At 38.3% G+C, this 25844-nt stretch carries 23 protein-coding genes; 3 read left to right on the plus strand and 20 right to left on the minus strand.

The features are described from left to right. Positions 1-156: 156 nt before the first annotated feature. Complete coding sequence (locus ACPWSO_RS00060) at positions 157-960, plus strand: LytTR family transcriptional regulator DNA-binding domain-containing protein (protein WP_426080709.1); 804 nt, start codon at positions 157-159, stop codon at positions 958-960. 167 nt (positions 961-1127) lie between these two features. Here the strand turns inward: ACPWSO_RS00060 and pyk are convergent, their stop codons facing one another. The 3 genes from pyk to dnaE form a co-directional block, all read right to left on the minus strand. After that, the gene (gene pyk, locus ACPWSO_RS00065) at positions 1128-2885 is read right to left on the minus strand and encodes a pyruvate kinase (RefSeq protein ID WP_426080710.1); all 1758 of its coding nucleotides are present in this window, start codon (positions 2883-2885) and stop codon (positions 1128-1130) included. A gap of 66 nt (positions 2886-2951) precedes the next feature. Further along, complete coding sequence (gene pfkA / locus ACPWSO_RS00070) at positions 2952-3914, minus strand: 6-phosphofructokinase (protein WP_426080711.1); 963 nt, start codon at positions 3912-3914, stop codon at positions 2952-2954. 173 nt (positions 3915-4087) lie between these two features. Then, entirely contained in the window at positions 4088-7414 is a 3327-nt protein-coding gene (dnaE, locus tag ACPWSO_RS00075) for a DNA polymerase III subunit alpha (RefSeq protein ID WP_426080713.1), read from the minus strand. A gap of 88 nt (positions 7415-7502) precedes the next feature. On the opposite strand from dnaE, the gene ACPWSO_RS00080 reads away from it, so the two are divergent. After that, the gene (locus ACPWSO_RS00080) at positions 7503-7688 is read left to right on the plus strand and encodes a YjzD family protein (RefSeq protein ID WP_426080714.1); all 186 of its coding nucleotides are present in this window, start codon (positions 7503-7505) and stop codon (positions 7686-7688) included. A 159-nt stretch (positions 7689-7847) separates the two neighbouring features. Here ACPWSO_RS00080 and ACPWSO_RS00085 read toward each other — a convergent pair whose 3' ends face one another. The 3 genes from ACPWSO_RS00085 to ACPWSO_RS00095 form a co-directional block, all read right to left on the minus strand. After that, positions 7848-9044: a multidrug efflux MFS transporter gene (locus tag ACPWSO_RS00085; RefSeq protein WP_426080715.1), complete on the minus strand. Its 1197-nt coding sequence runs from the start codon at positions 9042-9044 to the stop codon at positions 7848-7850. A gap of 497 nt (positions 9045-9541) precedes the next feature. Then, positions 9542-10948, minus strand: a complete 1407-nt coding sequence (locus tag ACPWSO_RS00090) for an NCS2 family permease (RefSeq protein ID WP_426080717.1) — start codon at positions 10946-10948, stop codon at positions 9542-9544. Between the two features lie 273 nt (positions 10949-11221). Further along, complete coding sequence (locus ACPWSO_RS00095) at positions 11222-13489, minus strand: bifunctional metallophosphatase/5'-nucleotidase (protein ID WP_426080718.1); 2268 nt, start codon at positions 13487-13489, stop codon at positions 11222-11224. A gap of 183 nt (positions 13490-13672) precedes the next feature. Here ACPWSO_RS00095 and ACPWSO_RS00100 point away from each other — a divergent pair, with 183 nt between their 5' ends. Further along, entirely contained in the window at positions 13673-14479 is an 807-nt protein-coding gene (locus ACPWSO_RS00100; RefSeq protein WP_426080719.1) for a Cof-type HAD-IIB family hydrolase, read from the plus strand. A gap of 146 nt (positions 14480-14625) precedes the next feature. Here ACPWSO_RS00100 and ACPWSO_RS00105 read toward each other — a convergent pair whose 3' ends face one another. The 14 genes from ACPWSO_RS00105 to ACPWSO_RS00170 all read right to left on the minus strand — a co-directional run bounded on the left by ACPWSO_RS00105 (position 14626) and on the right by ACPWSO_RS00170 (position 25837). Then, entirely contained in the window at positions 14626-15594 is a 969-nt protein-coding gene (locus tag ACPWSO_RS00105) for an AraC family transcriptional regulator (RefSeq protein WP_426080720.1), read from the minus strand. Between the two features lie 125 nt (positions 15595-15719). Next, positions 15720-15914 (minus strand): hypothetical protein, encoded by a 195-nt coding sequence (locus ACPWSO_RS00110; RefSeq protein WP_426080721.1) that lies wholly within the window; start codon positions 15912-15914, stop codon positions 15720-15722. Positions 15915-15925: 11 nt separating this feature from the next. After that, a complete protein-coding gene (locus ACPWSO_RS00115) occupies positions 15926-16114 on the minus strand; it encodes a hypothetical protein (RefSeq protein WP_426080722.1) in 189 nt (62 codons plus the stop codon). Positions 16115-16214: 100 nt separating this feature from the next. Beyond that, entirely contained in the window at positions 16215-16868 is a 654-nt protein-coding gene (locus ACPWSO_RS00120; protein ID WP_426080723.1) for a hypothetical protein, read from the minus strand. Positions 16869-17036: 168 nt separating this feature from the next. Further along, on the minus strand, positions 17037-18587 hold the full coding sequence (gene speD / locus ACPWSO_RS00125; protein ID WP_426080724.1) for an adenosylmethionine decarboxylase: 1551 nt from the start codon (positions 18585-18587) through the stop codon (positions 17037-17039). Between the two features lie 779 nt (positions 18588-19366). After that, entirely contained in the window at positions 19367-19531 is a 165-nt protein-coding gene (locus tag ACPWSO_RS00130) for a hypothetical protein (RefSeq protein WP_426080725.1), read from the minus strand. A gap of 12 nt (positions 19532-19543) precedes the next feature. Next, positions 19544-19807, minus strand: coding sequence for a hypothetical protein (locus ACPWSO_RS00135; RefSeq protein ID WP_426080726.1), 264 nt, complete (start codon positions 19805-19807; stop codon positions 19544-19546). Between the two features lie 290 nt (positions 19808-20097). Further along, the gene (locus ACPWSO_RS00140) at positions 20098-20361 is read right to left on the minus strand and encodes a type B 50S ribosomal protein L31 (RefSeq protein WP_426080727.1); all 264 of its coding nucleotides are present in this window, start codon (positions 20359-20361) and stop codon (positions 20098-20100) included. A gap of 98 nt (positions 20362-20459) precedes the next feature. Then, on the minus strand, positions 20460-21755 hold the full coding sequence (gene rho, locus ACPWSO_RS00145; RefSeq protein ID WP_426080728.1) for a transcription termination factor Rho: 1296 nt from the start codon (positions 21753-21755) through the stop codon (positions 20460-20462). After that, positions 21752-23029, minus strand: a complete 1278-nt coding sequence (locus tag ACPWSO_RS00150; RefSeq protein WP_426080729.1) for a UDP-N-acetylglucosamine 1-carboxyvinyltransferase — start codon at positions 23027-23029, stop codon at positions 21752-21754. Before ACPWSO_RS00150 ends, rho begins: the two co-directional genes overlap by 4 nt. 251 nt (positions 23030-23280) lie before the next feature. Next, positions 23281-24147 carry a class II fructose-bisphosphate aldolase gene (locus ACPWSO_RS00155; protein ID WP_426080730.1) on the minus strand — a complete coding sequence of 289 codons (867 nt, stop codon included), beginning with the start codon at positions 24145-24147 and terminating at the stop codon, positions 23281-23283. 221 nt (positions 24148-24368) lie between these two features. Then, positions 24369-24596 (minus strand): hypothetical protein, encoded by a 228-nt coding sequence (locus ACPWSO_RS00160; protein ID WP_426080731.1) that lies wholly within the window; start codon positions 24594-24596, stop codon positions 24369-24371. Positions 24597-24600: 4 nt separating this feature from the next. Then, the gene (locus ACPWSO_RS00165) at positions 24601-24864 is read right to left on the minus strand and encodes a DUF4303 domain-containing protein (protein WP_426080732.1); all 264 of its coding nucleotides are present in this window, start codon (positions 24862-24864) and stop codon (positions 24601-24603) included. 43 nt (positions 24865-24907) lie between these two features. Then, entirely contained in the window at positions 24908-25837 is a 930-nt protein-coding gene (locus tag ACPWSO_RS00170) for a YitT family protein (RefSeq protein WP_426080733.1), read from the minus strand. Positions 25838-25844 lie beyond the last annotated feature (7 nt).

The following is a 25844-nucleotide window of genomic DNA, read 5'->3' on the forward strand; positions in this document are numbered from 1 at the left end:
TAGATATATTTAAATTGTAAACATTATATATATCCTTACATTTAAATAATAAATACTTTTTTTTAAAATTAATATACCTTGTTGCAAATCCATCTCTTTTCTTTGCAATTTCGTCACCCTATCTGTTTGGTTACTGCTGTCGAAGGAGGATTAGCCATGCCTATACTTTATATCTATAATACAAACAATTTATTTTTAACAATAACTGAATCAATCATCGACAAACTTATTTCTACTAATTTTTTGAATATCAAAAAAATTGTTTTATGTGATACAAAAGAGAAACTCTTTAAGGCATCTAAGAATGAACCTGCAATCTTTTTAATTAATATTCGTTTTAATGAGCCAGATGAAGGTATCCACATCGGACAGACTCTTAGAAAAAGAGCTCCCAGAGGAAAACAAATCTATATTGTTCCCTCTGAAAAAGTAATTTTAAATCTTTTAGAACAAAATATTGAACCTTTCTCTTATCTTTTGAAAAATCGTTCTGTCACTTCTCCCGTATTTGAAGAATATCTTTTCATAACACTAAGAAAAGCCATTATAGCTTTGAACACGGAAAAACAAGAGGAAGATGTTCTCTTATTTCAAGACAGTCGCATAAGAAAAAAAATTAGTTACTCCGAATTACTTTATGTTGAGAATTTTTCTAGGGAAAGAAAAATTAAAGTAGTCACAACCACACAATCCTTTTTTGTAAATGTTTATTTAGGTAAAATAAAACATCAGTTCCATTCTCCTGTTTTTTTTACTGATTCACAATCATTAATTATCAATTTGAAACAAGTGGCTGAAATTCATACAGGGTCTTCCTATTTGCGCTTTAAAAATGAACTTTATTTACCAGTTTCTCCCTATCTCATGAAAAAAATAGTAAAGCATATTAAATGTTCAGAGACAGCCGATTATGTTCAATTCAAACAAAAAAAGAGCAGAAAAAAAATGAGCAGGACATAAACTCATCGAGTCATATCCCGCTCACATGGAATTTTGATAAGCGATGGGAACAGAAACAAGCCCTTTAAAAATAAGCCGAAATTCACAAAAATTTTGAAAAGCAATTTTTGTGAATTTCAGCCTATTTCTCAGGACTAAACACTTCCGTCCCATCTCTTATCTAATTATTAGATTGCTGTTGTAGCACCACGGTATACAATACCACGTCTAGGATCAACAGTAATTAATTCATCATTTGAAATCAAGTCAGTTGCTTCAACAGCACCAACAATTACTGGAATATCTTTAGCAATTGCTACAACTGCTGCATGAGAAGTCAAACCGCCTTCTTCAACAATCAAAGCAACAGCCTTATCAATAGCAGGCATATAATCTTTATCTGTTGTTTTCACAACTAAGATTGAACCATCAACCATATTTTGATTTGCTTCTGCTGCGGACTTAGCTACAACTGCTTTTGCAATTACAGCTTCTTCACCAATACCTTGACCTTGTGTAAGCTTAGATCCAATCATTTGAATCTTCATAAGGTTAGTTGTTCCTTTTTCACCAACTGGAACACCGGCAGTAATAATGATTAAGTCGCCTTCACTAGCAAAACCGTTGTCTTGAGAAATTTTTGTAGCTAATGTGAATACTTCATCTGTACTTGATGGTTTTTCAGCAACAACAGCTGAGACGCCCCAAGAAAGAGACAGGCTACGGGCTTTCTGTTCTGAGAAAGTAATCGCAACAATATGAGCTTTTGGACGGTATTTAGAAATCATGCGGGCTGTATGACCAGATTCAGTTGCTGCCACGATTGTTTGAATTCCTAAATTACGTGCTGTGTGCCCTACTGATTGACCAATCGCTTCTGTCATATCTGTTTTACTATAAAGTTTCAATGCAAATGCATCTTGATTCACTAATGCTTCTTCAGTACGAACAGCAATACGTGCCATTGTTTGAACAGCTTCTAATGGATAATCTCCCGCGGCTGTTTCACCAGAAAGCATAACCGCATCTGTTCCATCATAAATCGCATTTGCCACGTCATTCGCTTCAGCACGAGTTGGACGAGGATTACGCTGCATAGAATCCAACATTTGTGTCGCTGTAATTACCGGCTTACCAAGTGCATTACATTTTTTGATTAGTTCTTTTTGAGCAACTGGAACATCCTCAGTTGGAATTTCTACACCAAGGTCTCCACGAGCAACCATTAAACCATCAGAAATTTTTAGGATTTCGTCAATGTTGTCGATTCCTTCTTGGTTTTCGATTTTAGGAATGATTTGAATATGTGTTGCATCATGATCTTCCAAAATTTTAGTAATTTCCATTACGTCTGTTGCACGACGAACGAAGCTTGCTGCGATGAAATCAACACCTTGTTCAATACCAAAACGGATATCCGCTGCATCTTTTTCAGTAATACCAGGAAGATTTACTGAAACTCCAGGAACGTTTACACCTTTTTTGTTTTTCAGAACACCTTCATTTTTAACTAATGTTACGATTTCGTTTGCATCACGGTCAATATCAGAAACTTCTAAATCAATTAATCCATCATCTAAAAGGATATGTGAACCAATAGTCACATCGTTAATCAATTCTGGATAAGTGATAGAGAATTTTTCATTTGTTCCTTGTACTTCAGTCATGGAAATGCGGATAACATCACCAGTTTTTAGTGTGATTGCGCCATTTTCCATATCGTTCGTACGGATTTCAGGACCTTTTGTATCTAGTAATATTGCTACTCTTTTTCCAGTGATTTTCATTGCTTCGCGAATATTTTTGATACGGTTGCCATGTTCTTCAAAATCTCCATGTGAGAAATTCAGACGGCAGACATTCATTCCCGCATTCATTAAGTCGACAAGCATTTCAACTGTTTCACTTGCTGGTCCAATCGTACATACGATTTTAGTTTTTTTCATTACCAAACGCTCCATTCGATTTTTTTATACAAAAGCTTAAAAGCCTAATATACAGTTTTCACTTTCTTAAAATGAAATTTCTTTATTCAAATCATAAAGAGATAAGTCAGGTTTATGTTTGTTGTTTTCCAGTGTATCAACGATATCAGCTGCAACTACTTTGTTGTCCAGCATACCGATGCACAAGCCGCCCTTGCCATCTTTAAGCAATTCTACAGCATAAGAGCCAAACTTGCTTGCTAAAACACGGTCTCTTGCACTTGGTGATCCACCGCGGACAACGTGTCCCAGAATGGAAACCCGTGTATGGAAATCGCCATAGGTAGACAGTTTATCTGCAAATTCATTGCCCCCCATTACACCTTCAGCAAGAACAATTAGGCAATGTTTTTTCCCACGGTCACGACCATCTTGAATTCGTTTAGCAACAGTAGCCATGTCAAAGTCATGCTCAGGAATAATGATCTCATCTGCTCCGCCGGCAACGCCAGACCAAAGAGCGATATCCCCTGCGTCGCGTCCCATCACTTCGATAACGAATGTACGTACATGAGATGTTGCTGTATCACGAATACGGTCAATAGATTCAAGAACTGTATTAATCGCTGTATCAAAGCCAATTGTGAAGTCTGTTCCTGGAATGTCATTATCGATAGTTCCTGGAATCCCCACAGCTGGATAGCCGCGTTTTGTCAAAGCCATCGCCCCATGATAAGAGCCGTCTCCGCCAATTACAACTAAACCTTCAATTCCGAATTTTTTCAACTGTTCAATTCCTTTTAGCTGACCTTCTTCAGTTGCAAATTCCGGGTAACGTGCTGAATAAAGGAACGTTCCTCCACGCTGAATCTTGTCACCAACATCTGCAATATCCAAACGACGAATATCTCCAGCTACTAGTCCGGCAAAACCGTAGTTGATTCCATATACTTCAATACCATCAAAGATTGCTTTACGAACAACTGCACGAATCGCAGCGTTCATTCCCGGAGCGTCTCCTCCACTGGTTAAAATACCGATACGTTTCATTCGCTCTTTCACCTCATACTAAATATTATACTGCTGATAAAACGTTGCTGCTTTACCATTAACTATACAAAAATACCACGTCACCCATTTTACCATTAATAGTGCAAAATGTCTTGACTTAGAGTCAAAATTTTTGAAAAAAGTTGAAAGCGACTAGTAGTTTTTACTGAAACTTATTCGAAAACGACATTTTCTTTTCCCAAAAGGGTATTAAACGCTTCTTTTGCCTCTAAAGAATCAGTAATCCAGAAGCTTTTATCTAAAATGACTTTCTTTTTTTGATCTGCATAAAACAATACTACGGGGACAATCCCTGGAAATTGTTGGATAATCTTTTTTACTTCCTGCAGAACCGCTGGCGCCCCTTGTGACTGTTCTATTTTCAAATAGCAAGTTGTTGCACTAATTCCTGCTTCTAATGATGCGGCTTCTGCAATTTCATTCACTAGCACCTGCAGCTCCTGATTATACTTGCTTTTCTCAACCTTGCCCTCAACATAGTACACCTGATTTGGATGAACTGTCTGCCGCAGCGACCGGAAGACTGTTGGAAACAAAGTCAAAGATATAGAACCTGTACTGTCATCCCCTTCAACAAAAGCCATTTGTTCGCCTTTTTTAGTTCGGATAGTCCGCACATTTTTTACATAAATCAACAAACGAACCTGTTGGTTTTCCACAACATCATTGATTGATAGAATCTGCTTTAGTTTGATTAGCTTGGTAAACTCTTCAGCAGGGTGCCCGGATAAATAAACACCCAAATACTGTTCTTCCTGAGCCAGCTTTTCTTCAAGAGGATAGTCCTGAATCTCTTCTTCTTTCAGCTCTAATGTTTCGAAAAGATCTGAGCTGCCGCCGCTGTATATAATATTTTGAATTTTACTTTCCAACTGATTATCCAGCTGTCGTCGATTAGCCGTTAATTCATCAAAGGCACCAATCGCAATCAAAGGCGCAATATTTTCTTTCTTACGCCATTTTGCTGGAATGCGAAACAGAAACTGATCGAAACTTTGATAATGACCATTTTCTCTTCGTTCCTGCAGAATATCCTGAATGAAATCTCTTCTAATTCCTTTTAGAGAACTAAAGCCGAACATAATCTCATCTTGCCCCTTCAAATAAAAGCTATACTGACTATAGTTAATTGACGGGGCTAGTATCCGCACATTGTTCTTCTTTGCCTCATTAATATATTCTTTAATTTTATTTGGGTTATGACGAACCGAGTGAAGCAATGCCGCATAGAATGCCGCAGGATAATGTACTTTTAAGTAAGCCATTTGGAATCCAATAAAGGAATAAGCAAATGCATGAGAACGGTTAAATCCATAATTTGCAAAGCGTTCAATGTAATCATAAATCATATTGGCGGTTTCCTCAGAATACCCCTGATTTACGCCCCCTTGAACAAAATGACGCCGCTCCTGATCAAGAATGTCCTTCTTTTTCTTACTAATTGCTCTTCGTAAAATATCTGCTTGACCTAGACTAAAGCCCGCCATTTTTGCAGCCACCTGCATAATCTGTTCCTGATAGACAATTACGCCATAAGTATTTTCTAAAATAGGCTGTAAAGAAGCATCTGGATAATCAATTGGCTCGATACCTTTTTTTCTTCGAATAAATAAATCAATGTTCTGCATTGGTCCCGGACGGTACAGAGCGTTAACCGCTGCAATATCTTCAATACTGGTTGGTCCTAACTTTCTTAAAACGTTGCGAATTCCGGCGGATTCAAACTGAAACACACCACTTGTCTCTCCCCGTTGAAACAAGGCCAGGGTCTCTCCATCATCAAAAGGAATATCGCTTAATTTTAATTCTTTTTTATAGATTTTTCTGATTGCTTTGAGTGTATCGTCAATGATTGACAAGTTTCTTAAACCTAGAAAATCCATTTTCAGCAAACCGATTTTTTCTACATCATTCATGGTGAACTGAGTCAGCAAAATATTATTAGTCCCAGTCTGCAGCGGAACCAGCTCCAGCAAATTTTTATCACTGATAACCACACCTGCTGCATGGGTAGAAACATGACGGGGGAGACCTTCCAAACGAACAGCAGTATCAAACAACAGCTGATTAACTTCTGAACTTTCCACAAGCTCTACAAGTTTTTTTGATTCCTGATAAGCTTGCTTCAACGTTATTTTTAATGTACTAGGTACGGCCTGAGACCAGCGGTTGGATTCACTTTGAGACAAGCCAAACACTCTAGCAGCATCTCGTAAAACCATCTTGGCTGCCATCGTCCCAAACGTTGCAATTTGTGCCATATGATGATGTCCATATTTCTCCTGAACATAAGCTAGAACCTGTTCCCGTTTATTATCAGGAATATCCAAATCTATATCAGGCATCGAGTAGCGTTCCGGATTTAAAAAACGTTCAAAAAGTAAATCATACTGGATTGGATCCACATCTGTAATCGACAGTACATAGGAGACAAGTGAACCAGCTGCTGATCCTCGTCCAGCACCAGTGACGATTTTATTTTTGTGAGCGAATGCCATTACATCCCATACAATCAAAAAATAGTCGTCAAACCCCATACTATGAATGATTGATAACTCTTTTTCCAAACGCTCCTGATACTCTGGAGTCACCTGCAGCACCCGTTGCGATAAACATTCATTACAAAGCTGTCGCAGATATTCTCCCGCTGGCAAATTATCAGGAACTGGATAATGAGGTAATAATTTCTGGTGCAGAGGTAATTCAAAACGGCAGTTTTCTGCCAGTTTACGGGCATTCTCTGTACCTTCTCTGCCAATCAGCTCTGTCAGCTGATTCTCAGCTTCCTCTGCTGTTCTCAGATAATAGGGACCATCAATTTCAGCTTCTTTTTGGTTTACCTCCATTGGTGTGCCAGATTCAATATGTTCAAGTACCCGTAAAGCGAAACCATCCTCTCGAACCAGATATCTTGTTTCCTGCAGTGCTATAATTGGGTAGCTTCGGCTGCGGATGAATTCAAACAAAAGAGGATCAGTTACGGGATTGCACATGAAAGAGGCTCCAATGAAAAACGACTCGGCATCGATTACTGCCAACAGTTCATTCAGCTCCCTGTCTATCTCTTCCGCATTTTTTTCCTGAAAATAATTTACAACGCCTTTATCACTAGGCATAACAACATACAAATCAGTCAGCAAACTGGAAAAACTGCTAAATTTCAACGCTGCTTCATTTGTCATTCTCATGCTGGAAATACGCATGAGATTTTGATAGCCCTGCTGATTCTTTGCATATAATATTAACTGAACTTTTTGATCACTAATCTCAGGTGTATATTCCAGTGTCATGCCGATGACGGGTTTAATATTTTCTGCCAGACAGGCTTCGTAAAATTCAACAGCTCCATGAAGAACGTTGATATCAGATATACCTAAATAGTGATACCCGTACTGCTTCGCTTTCTTAACAAATTCTGCAATTCTGATGGTACTGGAAAGCAGAGAATACGAGGTAATTGTATATAGCTGCGGAAACATTTGAAACCCTCCTTATGAAATAAATTTCCTCTTTCTTTACAATAAAAAAAATTGTGCTAAACTAGTAGCTAGAAAAGAGGTGCTATTTATGCGCTACATTATTGCATTATTCTGGTCCTTTGTATTAGGACAGGTGGTAGGATATATTGGCGGTGCCTTAAACAACGGCAGCTATGATTTTATGCTTACAACTATTATATCTCTTATTGCCGGCGTTCTTATTCTATTAATTGGTCATTTTGCTGTCCCCAAAAAGAAAACATCTCAGGTATAAAACCAAGATCAGTGGGCAGGATATTCATTGGGATATCCTGCCCACTGCTTTTTACTTACTAAAAATACCTTTAATCTGTCAGCTTCACTGCCTAGCAGTGAGCGGACAGAAAAAACCAGTTACACTAATTGTAACTGGTTTTTGATTGTTTTCAACCGTTTAAATTCGTTTCTTTAAAATTTTTCTGAAATTGAAAACAGATAGGCACATATTCCCCAAAACAAAGCAGGCTGTAGTAATAAATACTGCACTGTAGCCAAGTCCATGGGCTACAGTTGATCCAATCATGGGTCCCAAAACCTGTCCGAAATTGCTGAACATCTGATTATAGCTGTATATTCGGCTGACTCCTTCCGGCGGCGTCAGTTTTCCAATCAAGGTATTGATTGACGGCATTAGAGCACCTGTGGAAAAGCCCAGCATGAAACGTAGTGCACCCAATTGGAAAGGCGTTTGCACAAAGGCCATAGGAACATAGCAGAGAAAAGACAGCAGGAGCCCTCCCAGCAATACTTTGTGATTGCCGATTTTATCGCCTAATTTCCCTAATGAAGGCGAGGAAATAATCGCTGAGACCCCTGCAACAGAAACAATCAGACCACTAACAAAAAGAATATTATCCTGACTGCCGCTTAGTGAACGGACATAAAGTGTCAAAATAGGGCTGATACTCGTTACACCTACTTGCAGAATCAATGTTGTAACAAACAAACCAATTAATATGGAGAGATGGTTCACTCGTGAAAAAACTTCTTTAGTAGACAGTAGGTCCTTCTTCTCCACAGGTTCAAAATCTTCCTTCACCATAAAAATTGTCAGCAATGTTGTAATAAGCAGCACGAAACCTGTAATGATAAATACATTTTCCATGCCAAACCACTGAGCAAGTGCTCCACCAATTGAAGGACCAATTAGATTGCCTGCAACTGCACCAGTAGATAATGTTCCCAGCGCCCAGCCGCTCTTTTCTCGAGGTGCCTGAGAAGCAATCATTGCTGTCGCATTTGGTATGTATCCCGATAAAATACCATTTAAAAAACGCATGATTAGCAGCCAGTAAACATTCGGCACAAATGCCAGAGACCCCATCGTAAAAGTCATGCCAGCTGCTGCCCGAATCATCATAATTTTTCGACCCTTTTGATCGGCTAGATTCCCCCAGATAGGCGCAACTATAGCTGCTGCAAAAGCCGTCACCGAGATGGCCAGCCCAGAGAACAGTTCAATTTGGCTCTTCGGTGTTCCTAATTGTTCTATGTATACTGGAATGAAGGGCATCACTAAACTGATGCTGGCTCCCGTAAAGAAACTTCCCAGCCAGGCAACCATCAGATTCTTCTTCCAATCTATCTTCATTGCCTTCATCACCCTCCTCATATGCTTTTTTCTCTTTAACTATACTCCATATTTAAAAATCTCACAAAATTTTTATTTTTCTGTATCTTAGAATAATAATGTTGTACGGTTATGAGCAGGACAAAAATAAATTCCTAGACTCTTTGTATGCCCGAACCCGAATAAACAGAGAGATAGAAGCAGCTTCTTTGACAATAAGCCTGAATTTAGCAAAAATTTGTGAATCACCAGGTAAGAATCACTCAACATAGAATGTCTAACATTCGTGTTTCCTGTGATTTTCTTTCATACGTTTATTCGATAAAGTTACTCTTAGTCTAAATGAAAGAACCAGAAATAGAACAAGCACTTTCTTTGTTCCAAAATATGTCAATTTATTCAGCCTTTTAATCCTGATAATACAGCTTAATGTAGTATCAAAAAAAAAGAGCGGGCATTTACTGCTTCCGCTCTCATTTTATTAACTATATCAATCCCGAATCGTTCTTCATTTTATATTATAATGTTGCTAAAATAATAAAGTTAATAATAAATAATGCATTAACGACCCAGATAATTGGCGATACTTCTTTTACCTTGCCTTTCGCCACTTTCACTACAGCAAAGAATAAGAATCCAGCAGCTATTCCGTATGAAATACTGTAGCATAGTCCCATAAAAATAGAGGCAAAGAATGCTGGTACGGCTTCTTCTAAATCTGTCCATTCAATATCCTTGAATGAAGCCATCATCATTACACCCACCAAAATTAATGCTGGTGCAGTAGCCTGGGCTGGTACGATGGAAATCAGTGGAGAAAATAGACTACTTAAGGCAAACAACGCTGCTACCACAACAGAGGTTAGACCTGTACGTCCACCAGCACCAATTCCAGCTGCACTTTCTACATAAGTTGTTACATTGGATGTTCCAAAAACAGCACCTACAGAAGTTGCAACTGCATCTGCAAATAATGCTTTATCCATTTTTGTCGAAAGCCCCTTGCTTTCTTCTAATGCAATTTCATCCTCTTTTGAAAAGATTCCTGTCCGTCTACCCGTTCCAATAAATGTTCCAATTGTATCAAATGTATCAGATAAGCTAAAAGCAATTACTGTCATTAAAACTTGTGGAATTTTTGAAGTGTCGCTAAATAGCGACTGCATCCCGTCTTTCCCAAAAGCGGCACCAAAGGTTGTGCCTAACGCTGAAATAGAGCTTCCCAACGAATTTCCCTGCCAGTCAATAGCAGATAAATCAACTACTCCTAACGGAATTGCCAAAAGAGTTGTCAAAACAATACCAATTAAAATCGCGCCTCGAACATTCATAACAACTAGAACAGTCATAATTACTAAGCCCAGAATCGCTAGAATAATTCCTGGATTATTGAAATTTCCTAATGCCGGCACAATACTATCGCCATTTACAGCTCCATTAACTGGTTCAGCCTGTACAGTAAAATCAAGTAGTCCTGCATTCTTGATTCCGACATACGCAACAAAAATTCCAATCCCTCCGCCAATAGCATGCTGTAAGCTTTCAGGAATTGCCCGAATGACCATTTTACGGATTTTTGTAACTGTGATTAGGATGTTCACCAGTCCACAGATAAAGACCATTGCTAAAGCTTGCTGCCAGCTATACCCTAACCCGAAAACCACTGTAAAGGTAAAGAAGGCATTCAGCCCCATCCCCGGAGCTTGAGCATAAGGAACGTTAGCGAATAAGCCCATTACTAATGTTCCGATAATGGAAGCAATAATCGTTGCTAGAAATACCGCCTGAAAAGGCATGCCTGTTTCTGATAGAATCGAAGGATTAACGAATAAAATATAACTCATAGCAAAGAAGGTGGTAATCCCTGCTATCATTTCTGTTGAAACAGTTGTACGATTTTCTTTTAATTTGAAAAACTTTTCCATGAGTGTCTATCTCTCCTTAAAAATAATTCGCATACCTATCGGAAAAAAATAAATAAGAGCAAAATAATCATTTCCAACAAATACCTTTAAAGTATAGGAGATTTTTTTATATTTTTCAACAAAATACTAACGATATACACATTAATTATTTTTAATATTCGTATTTCAAACGTTTTCTCACATAGTTCAATCAAAAACAACTGGTTTAGATAAATGAAAAAACACAGCATTCGAAAAAGTCAAATGCTGCGTTTATTACTCTGCTTTTATAAATTAGGCTCTTCTCTTTTTCAAAAGATAGATAAAGCTTCCTGCTAAAAGAATAGTTCCTATGAACAGGCTACTATTCGCCGTTGCTTCACCTGTATTCGGGAAAGCACCGTTTTCTTTAGTTCCTGTCGTTGCCCCACTAGAGCTGGTTTTCGTATCAGACTTAGTGGTAGTTGACGATGAATCTGTTGTTCCAACAGATCTTTTCAATACATCCAACGGGAAAACCGCACTGTTTAACTCCTCGTCAAGAACCACTGCAGTAATTTTTTCTTTTCCTTTAAGCTTCAACGCAGCTACATCGATTTTAATCTTTCCTTCACTGTCAGCCTTACCAGTTATATCGCCTTTAGGAAGAACATTTTCGCCTGTTGTTGACTTGCTTTTAGGAATATCTCCTGCAAACAACACAATCGTTGCATTTGGCAAGGTCACTCCCTGAAGATACTGATCATCTTCGTACAAAGGATCAAATAAAGTAGCCTTACGAATTATTGCTTCTTTATCTTCCGGCAGAACAGGCGGCTCTACATAAGGAGCTTTTCGATTTTGAATAACCGCTTCGATTGGCTCGCCAACTGCTTCTTTCATCTCAATATAACCAATAAAGGTTTCAGTATCCGGCTGCATTGCGTCAACTAATTTGGCTTGTGTGAATCCAGCAAAGCCGTCGCCTCCGCCAAGTAAAAAGTCATTGATTACAACTCGATATGTTTGTTCACTTTTTAGTTCATTGCCTTTTGCGTCGACCATTGTCTTAACTTTAAATGGCTGTGCAGCATCAGCAGTTTTCTCATATGTGTAAAATAGTCCTGAAATTTGCAGGAAATATTTTTCTTCTTGATCATATTGTTCATTCAGCACTTGTTCGATTTGAGCACCAGTCATTTCTACAATTTGCATGATATTTCCAAACGGCTGTACAGCCTGCGCAGATCCCCAAGTAATTTCACCATTTTCACCAACGATTAAATCCGCTCGAATACCGCCGTTATTTGTCATCGCAAAGTCAACATCAATCCCCTGTGCTTTAGCCATTGCGACCTGACCATCTGTAATTAAATTCCCTAATGGGGATTCTTTATGCTCATTAACCTCACGCAAAATTGCTTCTGACTTCTTAGCTGTTCCGATTTTTTTGCTTGTTACAGCAGATACACGGCTGTCTGCATCGGCAACAACAGCTGCAACAGCTGCATCCGCAGCAGGAACATTTTCGCCTTCCAGTGCCACAGGAGTAACGGTAGCAGCAGGAGCTGTTTCAAAATCTTGTGTTGCGACATCTAGATAGCCGCGAACATCTGCAAAACCTTTACCTTGAGAAGTAGATTGTACAACTCGGGTTTCTCCCACAAGTCCATTTGTATATTGATGGTTGTGCCCCGCTAAGAATACATCCACACTATTTTCCGGATAAAGTTTATTTACTTTAGCCATAATTTCTGCTGCATCACCGGAAATGGTTCCTTCCTTACTAGTAGAAGGAACATGGGCAAGAACGACAATTGCGTTTACCCCTTCTTCTTTTAGTTCACTGGCATAATAAGCAATTGTTTCAGCTTCATCCAGAAAATCGTATTCCTGATAATGCTCTTTTAGAACAAGGTTGGGAATTTCTGTGGTTACAACGCCAATAAATCCGACTTTAACTTTTTGTCCTTCTTCCGTACCAACTTCTTTTACCGTATACGGCTTCCAGCCAAAAGGAATTTGATCATCGGTTCCCTTCTTAACGACATTCCCGACTACAAGCTCTGTCTTGGACGCAACTCTTGGATAATCAGCCAAAATACCATAAGGATCACTTGAAGGTGTACCTCCAGTCATGATACGGTTAAATTCCGCCAATCCTTCATCAAACTCGTGATTGCCCAGAGTTCCCACTGAAAAATTCATTTCATTTAATACTTTAATTGTTGGTTCATCTTGAAGCAGTCCAGAATTTGCCGGACTTGCGCCTACCATATCCCCAGATTGTACACGCAGTGTCTGAGCACCTGTATTTTCTGCTGCAAAAGATGTTTCCGCCTGATTTAAATAACCTGCCAATAAAGCTGCTGTTCCCGTATTGCTGACTTTATTACCGGCATCATCGTAGAATGATCCTGTTGTACTCAATGCACCATGAAAATCATTGATTCCCAAAAACTGAACAGGAATTTTAGTTGTATCCTGATCAACTGCATAAACACCTTGACCATTGCTAAACAAGAAGCCGCCTGCTGCTGCAGATATAAGCAGTAAACGGAACCCCCTATTTCTCTTTTTCATGCATTCGTTCCTCCTTAATAGTCTCACACTTCAGACTATCAATTATTGAAAAGGCTGTCAACAGCAATATGGATTCTTTTTACTTTATAGAGGCTATTCTTGAAGATTTTTACCGAATTAAGCTTGCCATTTCTATTTAGTGTGCTAGACTTAGAAAAAGAAAAATTGGCAGGAGGAAATACTTTGAAAAAATTAATTGCCATCGATTTAGACGGTACTACATTAAACATGAATTCTTTAATCAGCGAAAAAACGGAGCAGACATTAAAAAAGGCTATCGCTCAAGGGCACTATGTCAGTATTGCTACAGGTCGTCCTTATCGCCTAAGCAATCAGTTCTATAAACAGCTAAATTTAAATACACCTATGGTTAATTTCAACGGCGGGCTCGTGCACATTCCCGAAAAAGAGTGGGCAGGAGAACGTTCGTCCAGTGTAGGAAGAGATATTGTTTTTGATATTCTATCACAGAAAAAAGCTCTAAATCTGGATTTTGTTGCTGCCGAGAATAAAGAAACTTTTTTTATTGACAGCTTTGACCATTTTGATTCTGCATTTTTTGCTGCAGAAGCATCAGAAAAAAATCTACTGAATACGACAAATTTGATTACAGATCCGACTTCTCTTATGTTGTGTCCGGCCAAAGATCAGGTTGCAGCAGCGTCAGAAACTCTACTGAAGCAATATGGTGATTTACTGGATATTCGTACTTGGGGTGGTGCCAAGCCGATTCTGGAGGTTGTTGCTAAAGGAATTCAGAAAGCAAAAGGTGTTGCTGAAGTTGCTGACTATCTAAATATCAGCCAAAAAGATATCATTGCTTTTGGTGATGAACATAATGATGAAGAAATGCTGGAATTCGCTGGCTGGGGCGTTGCTATGAGCAATGCCACTGATCAAATAAAAAAAGTAGCCAACGATATCACTGATAAAACCAATGATGAAAACGGACTTGCAGATTACCTTGAAAACTATTTAAGCTTAAACTAATAAAAAGTCAATAGAATATCAGGGAAGTGCACCTCCAAAGTTAGATAGGAAAATCTAACTTTGAAGACGCACTTCCTGCATTTATCGGATAGTTGTCTTTTTTATCTAAATAAAGCTATTCTGGTTGCTCCTATGGATAGCCAATTCTATATTTGTAAGTATTTTTTTACTTTTTTTTCTGTTTTCTTCACTGGTAGATAGTAATCTAAAATGGCACTGGTTTCTCCTTTTTGCTTAGGCGTTTCATAGCGTTCATCTGTGTAAACTTCACACAAAAAATAATTCTCTTCATCTATTTCATATCCCTGTTTACTTATCTCTGCTCTTGAAAGCTCCGGACCACTGGAAAAAACATCATAGTCTTCCCCTTGAACCCAAATTTTCGCTAAGGTACAACTTGGAACGTTGTAAACAGAAAATCCTTCTGGAATTGGCGCATCCAGCTGCATAAACAGCCCAATCACATAAGTAAACATACCCGTATCGTGGTCAACATCCCGAACATAGCCAATGTAATTTTCAACCGATTCTTCCATAATAAATGCTTCGTGCTCAAGCAATTGCTCAAAAACTTTTTCAGCGAAGCAGCGTCCCCAATGCTGGGAAATGCTCTGGGACATAAATGCAGCACGAATCTCTTTTCCCACAAATTTACAAGCTTCAAGTGGTCCAAAATCACTGTAAACCACCTTGGCTTTTTTTACCTCCCCTTCAACAACCCGATAATTTTCCAGCTGTTCAATCATCGCTTCTTCATGAAAAACAATACGGGGATACGGCTTAACTTGTGTATCTCTGTTTTTTCGCAGCATAGACGGCGACACACAATGCTGTTCTTTAAATGCCCGGCTGAAAGCTGCTTGAGAATCATACCCGTATTTAACTGCAATCGCCAGCAGGGATAATGTTGTTTTGCGAATGTCTTCTGCTGCCATCGTCAGTCTTCGTTTACGAATATATTCTGAAAGGGTAATTCCTGTAACAAAGACAAAAATTCTAGGCAACTGCTTTGGTGTGCATTGTGCAATTTTTTCTAATTCCAAATAATCAATCTCTTCCTCAAGATGATTTTCAATATATACCACAACCTGATTCAGCTGATTGAAACTATTCATAATTACCACGCTCCTTTTCCTATAATTACTATAACAAAAGCAGCGAAGCCTTTTTTGATTTTTTTTGTACACTTACTGTAAAAAAAAGACAATTCACTTGTTCTGCGAATTGTCTTTTAGTTCAGTTAGTCTGGTTGTTCACACGCAGCCCAAGCATCAATCTCTACCTTTATTTTAGGAGAGGCCAATGCTTTTACATAGAGCAAGGTCATGCAGACTTCGGTTCCTTGAAGAAAATCATTCAGCAGCTCTGTACGTTCTTTCATATCCATCGGATCAACTAGATAAATAACCAGCTTAGTAATATCTGATACCTTCATATCAGCTGCCTCTAGGTTTTTTTGATGTTTATTAGAGCTTCTTCAAATTGTTTTCCTATGTCTTCTGACAATAAGCCATTCAGTGTCATACCAACTTGACCAGAAAGTGTTAACCAGCGAATATTTCCACTCATCTCTATTTGATGAGTATAGGCTCCTAGTGGCGGGTGGATACCCGCATGGTTTCTTGCTTCTTTCATATTTGACCTCTCCTTTAAAATGCTTATAGTTCAGCATTGTTCTAAAAACCAGCTACTCTTCTATTTCAAACTCTTCAATTCTTATATTCTGACTTTTCATTTAAGAGATAAACATGCGAATCAGATAGAAAACATAACTGATTAACCGATATAGAATATACAATGTAAATAAGTTGCCAACAATCAAGCGGAATAGTCCAGTTGAGCTTGATTTCAAATTTCTCCATGTAAATGCCCGTAAAAAACGTGGAAGCCGGGAAATCCTATTCATTCTTAATCGGTATTTCTCATCATACGTTAGTTCAAGCATATCAAAATAGACAATCTGAAATGGCTGTCTACTAAAGAACGCTTTAACAAATCCCACCAAAAGAGTTAATTCTTTATTATTTGAAGGCAGATTCCTTGAACCTTGTTTGTTGATACGCAGCTTATCACCATTTTCCAATAATACATTATAGGTAAATTCATCTTCTTCAAGCTTTTTTATGGTTCCATTTTCACGATATTCTAGTAAAAACTTGTCATAAATCTCATTAAATTTCAGCCGCTGCAATATGAAAAGCAATAGCATTCCGGCAAATAGAAGGATCAGCACAAGGTTTACCCATAAGCCCTCCGGAAAAAACACGGTATACAAACTAGTAATTAGCAGTGCTGCTGCCATCCCAACAATGCGCTTTAGATAGTAACTATGGTACATCTTTTCCATTGTTCTTCTATAGTAGCTAAAATCTGTATCTGCAAATTTCACTTTGCTTTCCTCCTTCACTCTCATCGATAGGTCTCCTGTGTTGTAAAAGTTATTATAGCATACAGCTTGATTTATCAACTATCCGTATTTAGAAAAACTTCACGGATTTTGAAGAAGGTGTTCTATTGTTTACCTATTTTATCAACGATTTCCCTTGCTAATGACTTTTCAGCTCACATTCCCTCTGATGATACACCGACATTCAATTTCTTTCCCTTCAAACAATGTCAGCAGCAATGAAGTAAAGTGTGATTCTGAAGATAAATCGCTACATACAAATAAATCCACTGCAGCATAGTTTTTTTCCGGCCAGGTATGGATAGTAAGATGTGATTCGGCAAGAATAATCACTCCGCTGACCCCCCAAGGCTCAAATTGATGAAAATAGTGCTGTACTCTGGTGAGTTTACACCCATCTGCAATCTGGAGCATTAGCTGTTCTACTAAAGGAACTGATGTCAGCTTTTCTTTGGGACAGTTTTTCAGTTCAATAAGATAATGTTTGCCAAGAGAATGCTGTTCCTGCAAATCAGGCAGTTTCTTAGTATCTATACGCAAAAAAGTATCATTAGCACAGATTGAACATTTTTTCCTCTTCAATTCTTCGATTGTCATCTCCGTATAGAGACCGACTGTATATTCTTTTCCACAGCGGCAGCATTGATACACAACATTTCGCGGTCGAAGCTCACCAGTATAGATGTAATCCGAGTAAGAACTTTCCGCTAAGACAGCTGGATAACTGTCAATTTGAGTGGTCAGTTCATATAGTGTGCTTACTCCTCCGATGATGGAAGCACCTGAATACTGATTAAAATTAGGTTTAATTTTCTCTATGACGAGATTTTGAAGACCAATCAGCTTTTGAAGTGCCAGCTGATTTTTAGGCGCTTTCTCCCCAAATGATAAGAAAATATGAGCATGTTCCAAGCGGCTGCATGAAATTGCCCTTGATAAAAAGAGCTTGAGTCCTGAAAGTGTGTACGGCGGATCAACATATATATAGTCAAACTGGTTTTTATACTTGCTCAGGGAACCTTCACGAAAATCTAAATGTTGACAGACTATGTCTAAGTCCATTTTCTTTGCAGAGGTATTTATGCAATGAATAACATCAGGCGACAACTCATATACAGTTAGTTTTTCAATTGATTTTGTTCTTCCGGAAGCTTTTAGTTTTTTTATTAACAAACCGACTGCTAGAGAAGACAAATCATCATCCCCTAAAAATAGAATATGTTTATTTATAAAATCAGGCTTTTCTAGTAGTAAAAAGGCCCGCTCAACAATCGTTTCTATTGTAGCAAATGCTTGGTCGTAAGCTACGGCAACACTCGGTCTACCAACTATTCCGACTGTTAGTTCCTCCGCCATTACTTCCTTCAGGCTTGCCTGTTCTTCTTTTGAATCAGTTACTTTCAGATAGTATTCTTTATTAATTGCTGCCCAGCCAAGCTGCTGTTCTACATAGAGTTTACCTTTTCTAGTTAAGCCTGTTCCTACCTTGTTGGACGCTAGACCTAGCTTAACCAATTCCTTTTTTATAGCTGAGACAAGAGGGAGAGGTAATTTTACTTTTCCCGCCAATTTCTTTGTTGAGAGCTGCTTCCTCAGGTACCATTCGATTAAAAGTAAATGAACAACCTCTTCTGATTCTTCCAATTTTGTTTGTTCTTTAATTATCTTTGCTATATTCACTTGTGTCGGTTCTATTTTCATGTGTCAAGAACCATTCCATCCCTTCATTCATTACTTTCGATGAAATGACTATCTACACTAATTTAATGGTTTTATCTATTTATTCTCTGAATACATAAATCCTATTAAAAAACCGAACTTCGTTGTCATTATCCTTGCTTATATTTCAAGCACAGAATCTTTTACAGGAATTACGTAGTTAAAAAATAAAAAAAGACTGCGAAATTTCACAGCCTTCTCCTCTTATTTAACTAGCCTACATATCAGTAAGTGTGTTTAAATTATTTTGAGAATGCAAGGAAATCTATAGATACGCCAAATAAACCTATGTTTTAAGGCTATTAAATTAATCTAGATAGATCTCGTCACACTGCTCAAAAAGCACACCTCAGCTATTTATTCTACTTACTTAACTCAAAATAATTTCCAAACATAATATAACATATTGTTTCACTTTAAACAATGCTGACAACAGCACAGATTTTCTATCGATAAAACCAAAAAGTAAAGCTTCTTCAAAAAAATGTTATTCTTTCAGAAGTTCTATTTATTAAGCCACTTCTTTAAAAAGAGACATAGGATTCTTAGTACTTTGATATGTTTTATCTGATTTTCCATACTGATTAATTCTTACTTAGTGCTCCACAACTTTTAAATTAATTCCAGCTATTGTCAAAAAAATAATTTTTGCATTTAAGACATGTCACTTTGTTCCAACCTATGGAACATGATTGGGTTTTACAATATCGCTCAATTAGTTTTAAGCAGCTAATCTATTGATGGTTACAGTCACTTTCTTTTCATTCCTTACTGATGCTTTTTTCAAAGACAAAAGAATAACTGTCTTCACCATACTTCTTTTGTCCTATTCTTTGAAAACCACACCGTTCATAAAAGCGCTGATTTCTTATTGAATAATCAGGTGTTTCCAAATGCCACAAGTTATAGTGTTCCTGCTGCTCCAACAGCTTCCACGCCTAGAAACCAAATCCCCGACCAATATATACTGGCAGGACACAAAATTTTTCCAAGACTCCTGTTATTCCCTTCACACTAAAACTCATAAACCCAATCTCTGTTTCATCAACAACAATCATATAAGTTGTCACTTGGGAATCTGATAAAAAACGTTCTGCAAGACTTCCGTCATTGTATCCTGGAGGGCCATCCTCATTTGTATCCTTTGTCATTATTTCAGTAATTTGTTCTTTGTCATCAACTGTCGCTTCTCTAAACCTCATTTTGTCTCCCTTTACAAATATGTCTATATTTAGTAGACTCGTTTTTTCTGTATTGATTTGTTTCAGGTATCATTCGCTTGGCTTTTTCAAAGATTAAAGAGATACAGTAGTTAAACAAGACATTCTTTAATAGGAGCAAGGACCCTTTTAGCTCACCACAGAAAGCAGCAAGGAACCTCTTACAGAAGGACTAAATATTTGAAAAAGCTTCAGTACATATACTTAAAACAAAAAAAGACAGACCATCCATAAAGGGTAGTCTGCTAAATCTCGATAGTTCAATGTTCTTATTACTCTGCAGCGTTTGTATCTTTGAGACCGTATTTTTTGTTGAAACGGTCCACACGTCCGTCTGCTTGAGTGAATTTTTGACGTCCAGTATAGAATGGATGTGAATCAGAAGTAACCTCCACACGAATCACTGGATACGTGTTGCCGTCTTCCCATTCAACAGTTTCTTGTGTTGTCTTAGTAGAACCTGACAAGAATTTGAAACCTGTAGTTGAATCCATGAAGACTACTGGATGGTAATCCGGATGAATCTCTTGTTTCATACTTATTTCTCTCCTTTGCCCTGAGTCATTTGCTGAGTCAGAGTTATTTTGTCGATATACAACAGTACAATGATAGCATGTTTTATTTTCACTTGCAATCATCTTTTTAAATTTCTTTTTGGCCCTGACTTACTAAAGGACACATCATGAAATGCACTGAAAAAATCTTGATTGTTTTTCGTTTTACGCAGGAATTTGATGAACTGTTCTGTATACTCAAGTGAGTCCCCTGTCATATTATTCCTTAGCTTCCAGATTTCTTCCAACTGCTGCTCTTCCATCAACAGCTCTTCTTTTCTAGTACCTGATTTCTTAATATCGATAGCAGGGAAAATACGACGTTCTGCTAAGTCTCTGGATAAGTGAAGCTCCATATTTCCGGTGCCTTTGAATTCTTCATAGATGACATCATCCATTCTACTTCCAGTATCCACCAAAGCTGTCGCCAGAATCGTTAGGCTTCCGCCTTCTTCTATATTCCGGGCAGCTCCGAAGAAACGCTTAGGCTTATGAAACGCTGCAGGATCAATCCCCCCGCTTAATGTTCGGCCGCTTGGCGGAACAACTAAATTGTATGCTCTAGCTAGACGAGTGATACTATCCATCAAAATAACTACATCCCGTTTATCTTCTACGAGACGCATCGCACGTTCTAGTACCAGCTCAGAAACTCGAGTATGGTTTTGCGGCTGCTGATCAAAGGTAGATGAAACTACATCTCCCTTGACACTTCGCTCCAAATCCGTCACTTCTTCAGGACGTTCATCAATCAGAAGTAAAATTAGCTCGACATCAGGATAGTTCTCTGTAATTCCGTTAGCTATTTCTTTTAAAACGCTTGTTTTACCTGCTTTTGGTGGAGCAACAATCAGCCCACGCTGACCGAAACCCACGGGTGAAAAGATATCAATCATACGAGTAGATAATCTACCTGGAGTTGTTTCCAAATGAATTTGTTTTTCAGGATACAGAGGAGTCAGCGCTGGAAAATGAGGACGTTGCTTCGCTTCTTCTGGATCTTTCCCATTAACGCTCTCCACGTGCATTAACCCGTAATAACGCTCTGATTCTTTCGGCGGACGGGCCTTACCAGCAACCTTGTCCCCATTTCTCAAACTAAACCGGCGAATTTGTGAAGAAGATATATAGATATCTTCCGCACTAGGACCATAATTGATTGGTCTTAAAAAACCATAACCATCCTGAGAAACAATATCCAGAATTCCCTCCATGAAGAAAAAACCTTGTTTTTCTGCTTGAGCCCGAATCACAGCTAAAGAAAGCTCTTTTTTATTCATTTGACTGTAGTAGGGAATTTTGAATTCCTTTGCATACGCATAGATATCTTTCAGCGTGCTGTTTTCCAGCTCCGCCATCGTCAAGTAATCGCTCATTGATTCACCTCAACCTGTTCAGTCTCTATCATCTGAATATCAGCACCTAATGCTGTCAGTTTTTCAATAATATGATCATATCCCCGTAGAATGTATTCAACATTGTACACAGTAGTTGTTCCTTCAGCCATCAACCCGGCAATTACTAAACAAGCTCCTGCCCGCAAATCAGATGCTACAACCTCTGCACCATGAAGTTTAGCTGGTCCGTTCAACACAATCATATTCCCTTCAACCGAAGCAGAGGCACCCATGCGTACCAGCTCAGGAATATGTTTTGTACGCTGAGCGTAAATTGTATCCATCACTTGACCAGTTCCTACGGCTTTTAGAAGCAACGGGGTCAACGGCTGTTGAAGATCTGTCGCAAAGCCCGGATAAGGATAGGTCTTCACATTAATCATCTTTAAATCATTGGAAGGATGTACCTCAATCATATCCTCTTCAATAGTCATCTTCACGCCTAGTTCCTGAAGCTTTGCAATAAAGCTTTCCAGATGCTCATAAATTACATTACGGACTTTAACACCCTGTCCCATCGCAGCAGCAATGGCTAGATAAGTTCCCGCCTCGATACGATCTGGAATAATCGAATGACGGCAGCCATGAAGCTCTTTCACGCCTTCAATGCGGATTATATCCGTACCTGCCCCCCGAATATTAGCACCCATGTTATTAAGCAGCGTTGCCACATCAATAATTTCAGGTTCGCGAGCTGCATTCTCGATAATCGTTTTGCCTTCAGCTTTAACAGCTGCCAGCATTACATTAATCGTGGCACCAATGGAAACCATATCCATAAAGATTCTCGTACCTGCCAACCCATGGTCTGCTCTCAAATACATGGCACCATGTTCATTAGATACAGAAGCCCCCAAAGCTTCAAATCCTTTAATGTGCAAATCAATTGGTCTTGGTCCAAGATAACAACCGCCGGGAAGTCCTACAACACCTTCTCCGAATTTCCCCAGCAAAGAGCCCATGAAATAATAAGAAGCACGTAAACTGTTTATTTTTCCAGTAGGCATTGGTACTGAAACAATTTCAGTCGGATCAATAACCAGCGTGTTATTTTCAAAGGTTGTTTTGGCACCCATGATTTCCAGAATTTCAATCAAAGAATGAACATCTTGGATATCCGGTACACCATCTAAGGTAACTGGAGAGTCAGCTAAAATCGCCGCTGGGATTAATGCTACTGCACTGTTCTTTGCACCACTGATACTTACTTCGCCTTTTAGAGGACGATTACCGTTGATTACTATTTTTTTCATTATATTTTTCTCACCTAACTATGTCAGAAGTTGAATTCTTTTTTTAATATACCCAGACTATTCTAACATAAGACACATCAATAAAAAAGCAATGATTTTCAAGAATAACAAAAGCCGGCTGCTTATCAATAAAAAAATAGCATGGATAGCGGGAATCTTCCTGAAGTTTACCAGCTGATACACTTCTAATAAGATGAAAAAACTGCTCCAGCTAATAAAAGCTGAAGCAGTTTTCTATCTATCAATTAAACTTATGCTTTGTTTTCTGAACCGAACCATTCGATACGTTGTTCAACCAGTTCAGTAATTGCTTTAGTACCAGGAGCCAATAATTTACGAGGGTCAAAACCTTTACCTTCAAGATCTTTACCTTCTTCAATGTATTTACGTGTTGCAGCAGCAAATACTTCTTGAGCTTCAGTATTTACGTTGATTTTAGATACACCCATTGAGATTGCTTTTTGGATTTGATCCAAAGGAATACCAGATCCTCCGTGCAGTACCAATGGAATATCGCCAACAGCGTCAGCAATTGCTTGTAGGTGATCAAATGCCAAGCCAGCCCAGTTATCTGGGTAAGCACCGTGGATGTTACCAATTCCGCAGGCAAGGTAGTCAATACCAGTTGCAACCATTTGTTTACATTCTTCGATATCAGCTAATTCGCCAGAACCAATAATTCCATCTTCTTCTCCGCCGATAGAACCAACTTCACACTCTACAGAAACGCCTTTTGCATGAGCTTTAGCTACTACGTCTTTTGCTTTTTCGATGTTTTCTTCGAATGGCAGATGAGATCCGTCAAACATAACTGAAGTATAGCCAACTTCGATACATTCTAATGCATCTTCGTATTCACCGTGATCTAAGTGAAGTGCTACTGGTACAGTAATACCCATAGAATCAACTAAATCTTTTACCAAGTCGTAACATACTTGATAGCCGCCCATGTATTTAGCAGCACCCATTGATGTTTGAATCAGTACTGGAGCTTTTTTCGCTTCAGCTGCTTCAAGAATAGCTTTTGTCCATTCTAAGTTGTTTGTGTTGAATCCTCCAACACCGTAGCCGCTTTTGCGAGCTGCTTTAAGAAATTCTGTTCCTGATACTAATGGCATAAAAAATTCCTCCTAAGTTTTAAAAAACCATATTTGTTAAGGACACTCCTTAACCAACAGATTCATTTTAGCAGATATTTTGGTACTTTTCTACTAAAAATACCTTTTTCAGAAAATTTTATACACCTTTTCACAAAGTTATTATTTGAAAAAAGAATATTTTAGTAATACTTCCTATTTTTCCAGGGTTTTCAGTAATTCTAACGCTTTTGTCCCCTTGTTCATTTTTTTAATAGAGCCAACAAACATCTCATCCATGTAGTCGCGTCAGACATCGTTACGGAAAAAATCACGTTTTCTTTCTCATAGCCTTGCTTTGTAAACAATGTTTTCGGCACAGCTTCAAGTGCTTCATTTATTGTATCAATCAGCGTAAGAGCGAATGCCCATTTTTCATCTGAGGGTCGTGTAAAATCAGTTACCTCATCATTATCAATAATCGCAGACAAGTTTCTATATAATTAAGTATTGAACGCTATCAGAAAAGGGCCATTCTGTCGGCAGCCACCGTTTGTATTCTTTTTCTGACTCCGACTTGACCTGTTCATCCATAAATTCTTTTGTAACAAAGGCTGCGTACATCCCATAAAAATCGTCTGTCGTTATAAAAGAAACCCCGTATACCTTTTGGCTTTCGTTATACGACAGTATTTCTTCCAGCAGCTGCGGCATACATGCTGTCAATGCTTTTTTGAAAATCATTTGTTCTTTACTCATAAAAAAACTCCTCAAAGGCTATAAAAATTCATCTATTCTCATTTTACTTGATTCTATGTTTTTTTAATTCAGGAAAATTTCCAGTACTTTTAAATACTCTCTGCTCATCTTCGTTAGCAAACCGGCCTAAGACCGTTTGAGTTGGTACAATATTCATAAATGCATTTTCATCTATTGAGTGAACAATCTGCTCTAAATCATATAATTCATAACGGGTTATAACCATCATAATCATCTGTCCCTCAGCCTTAGAATACCCGCCAACTGACGGCAGCAGCGTCATCCCTCTCACCATCTGTTCTGCTATTCCCCGCACCACAATCTCTGGATTTGTGGTGACAATCATCGCAGTCACCTTCTGATGACTAGTATGCAGCGCATCAATCACTTGGGTCATACAATAAATTGAGATAATCGTATATAATGCACTTTCCCAGTTAAACAGAAAACCCGCAATTGCCACAATAATGCTATTCAACATAAAAATATATTTTCCAACTGTTTTTCCTGTTGTTTTAGATAGAACTAAGGAAATAACATCCATTCCCCCAGTGGTAAATCCCATTTTTAAAGAGAGACCCGCCCCTATTCCAATCAGTACGCCCCCGACAATCGCGTTCATCAGCGGGTTATCGGTAACAGTATACACTGGAAAAATCATGGTTATAACCGAAACACAGGCAACATTCATAAAACTAAAAATCGTGGCTTCTTTCCCAAGCTTTAAAAAACCTAAAATAAAAATCGGCAAATTCAATAGTAGAATGAACAAACCTGTGTCTATTGTGATGGAAAAATGACTGTATAGAAGGGTGGCCAGTATTTGCGCAATCCCATTCATTCCTGCTGAAAAAACTTTAGCTGGAATTAAAAACAAATTTAAGCCCATTGCCCCAGTGATTCCGGTAATAAGTATAACGAAAATCTTTTTGATAAATTCTCCCTGTTTATGAGACACAAGCTCTTTCCCCATCTTTTTC

Origin of the sequence: Enterococcus sp. LJL51, assembly GCF_049894025.1 — a bacterium.
In the GTDB taxonomy this organism is placed as follows: Bacteria; Bacillota; Bacilli; order Lactobacillales; family Enterococcaceae; genus Enterococcus_L.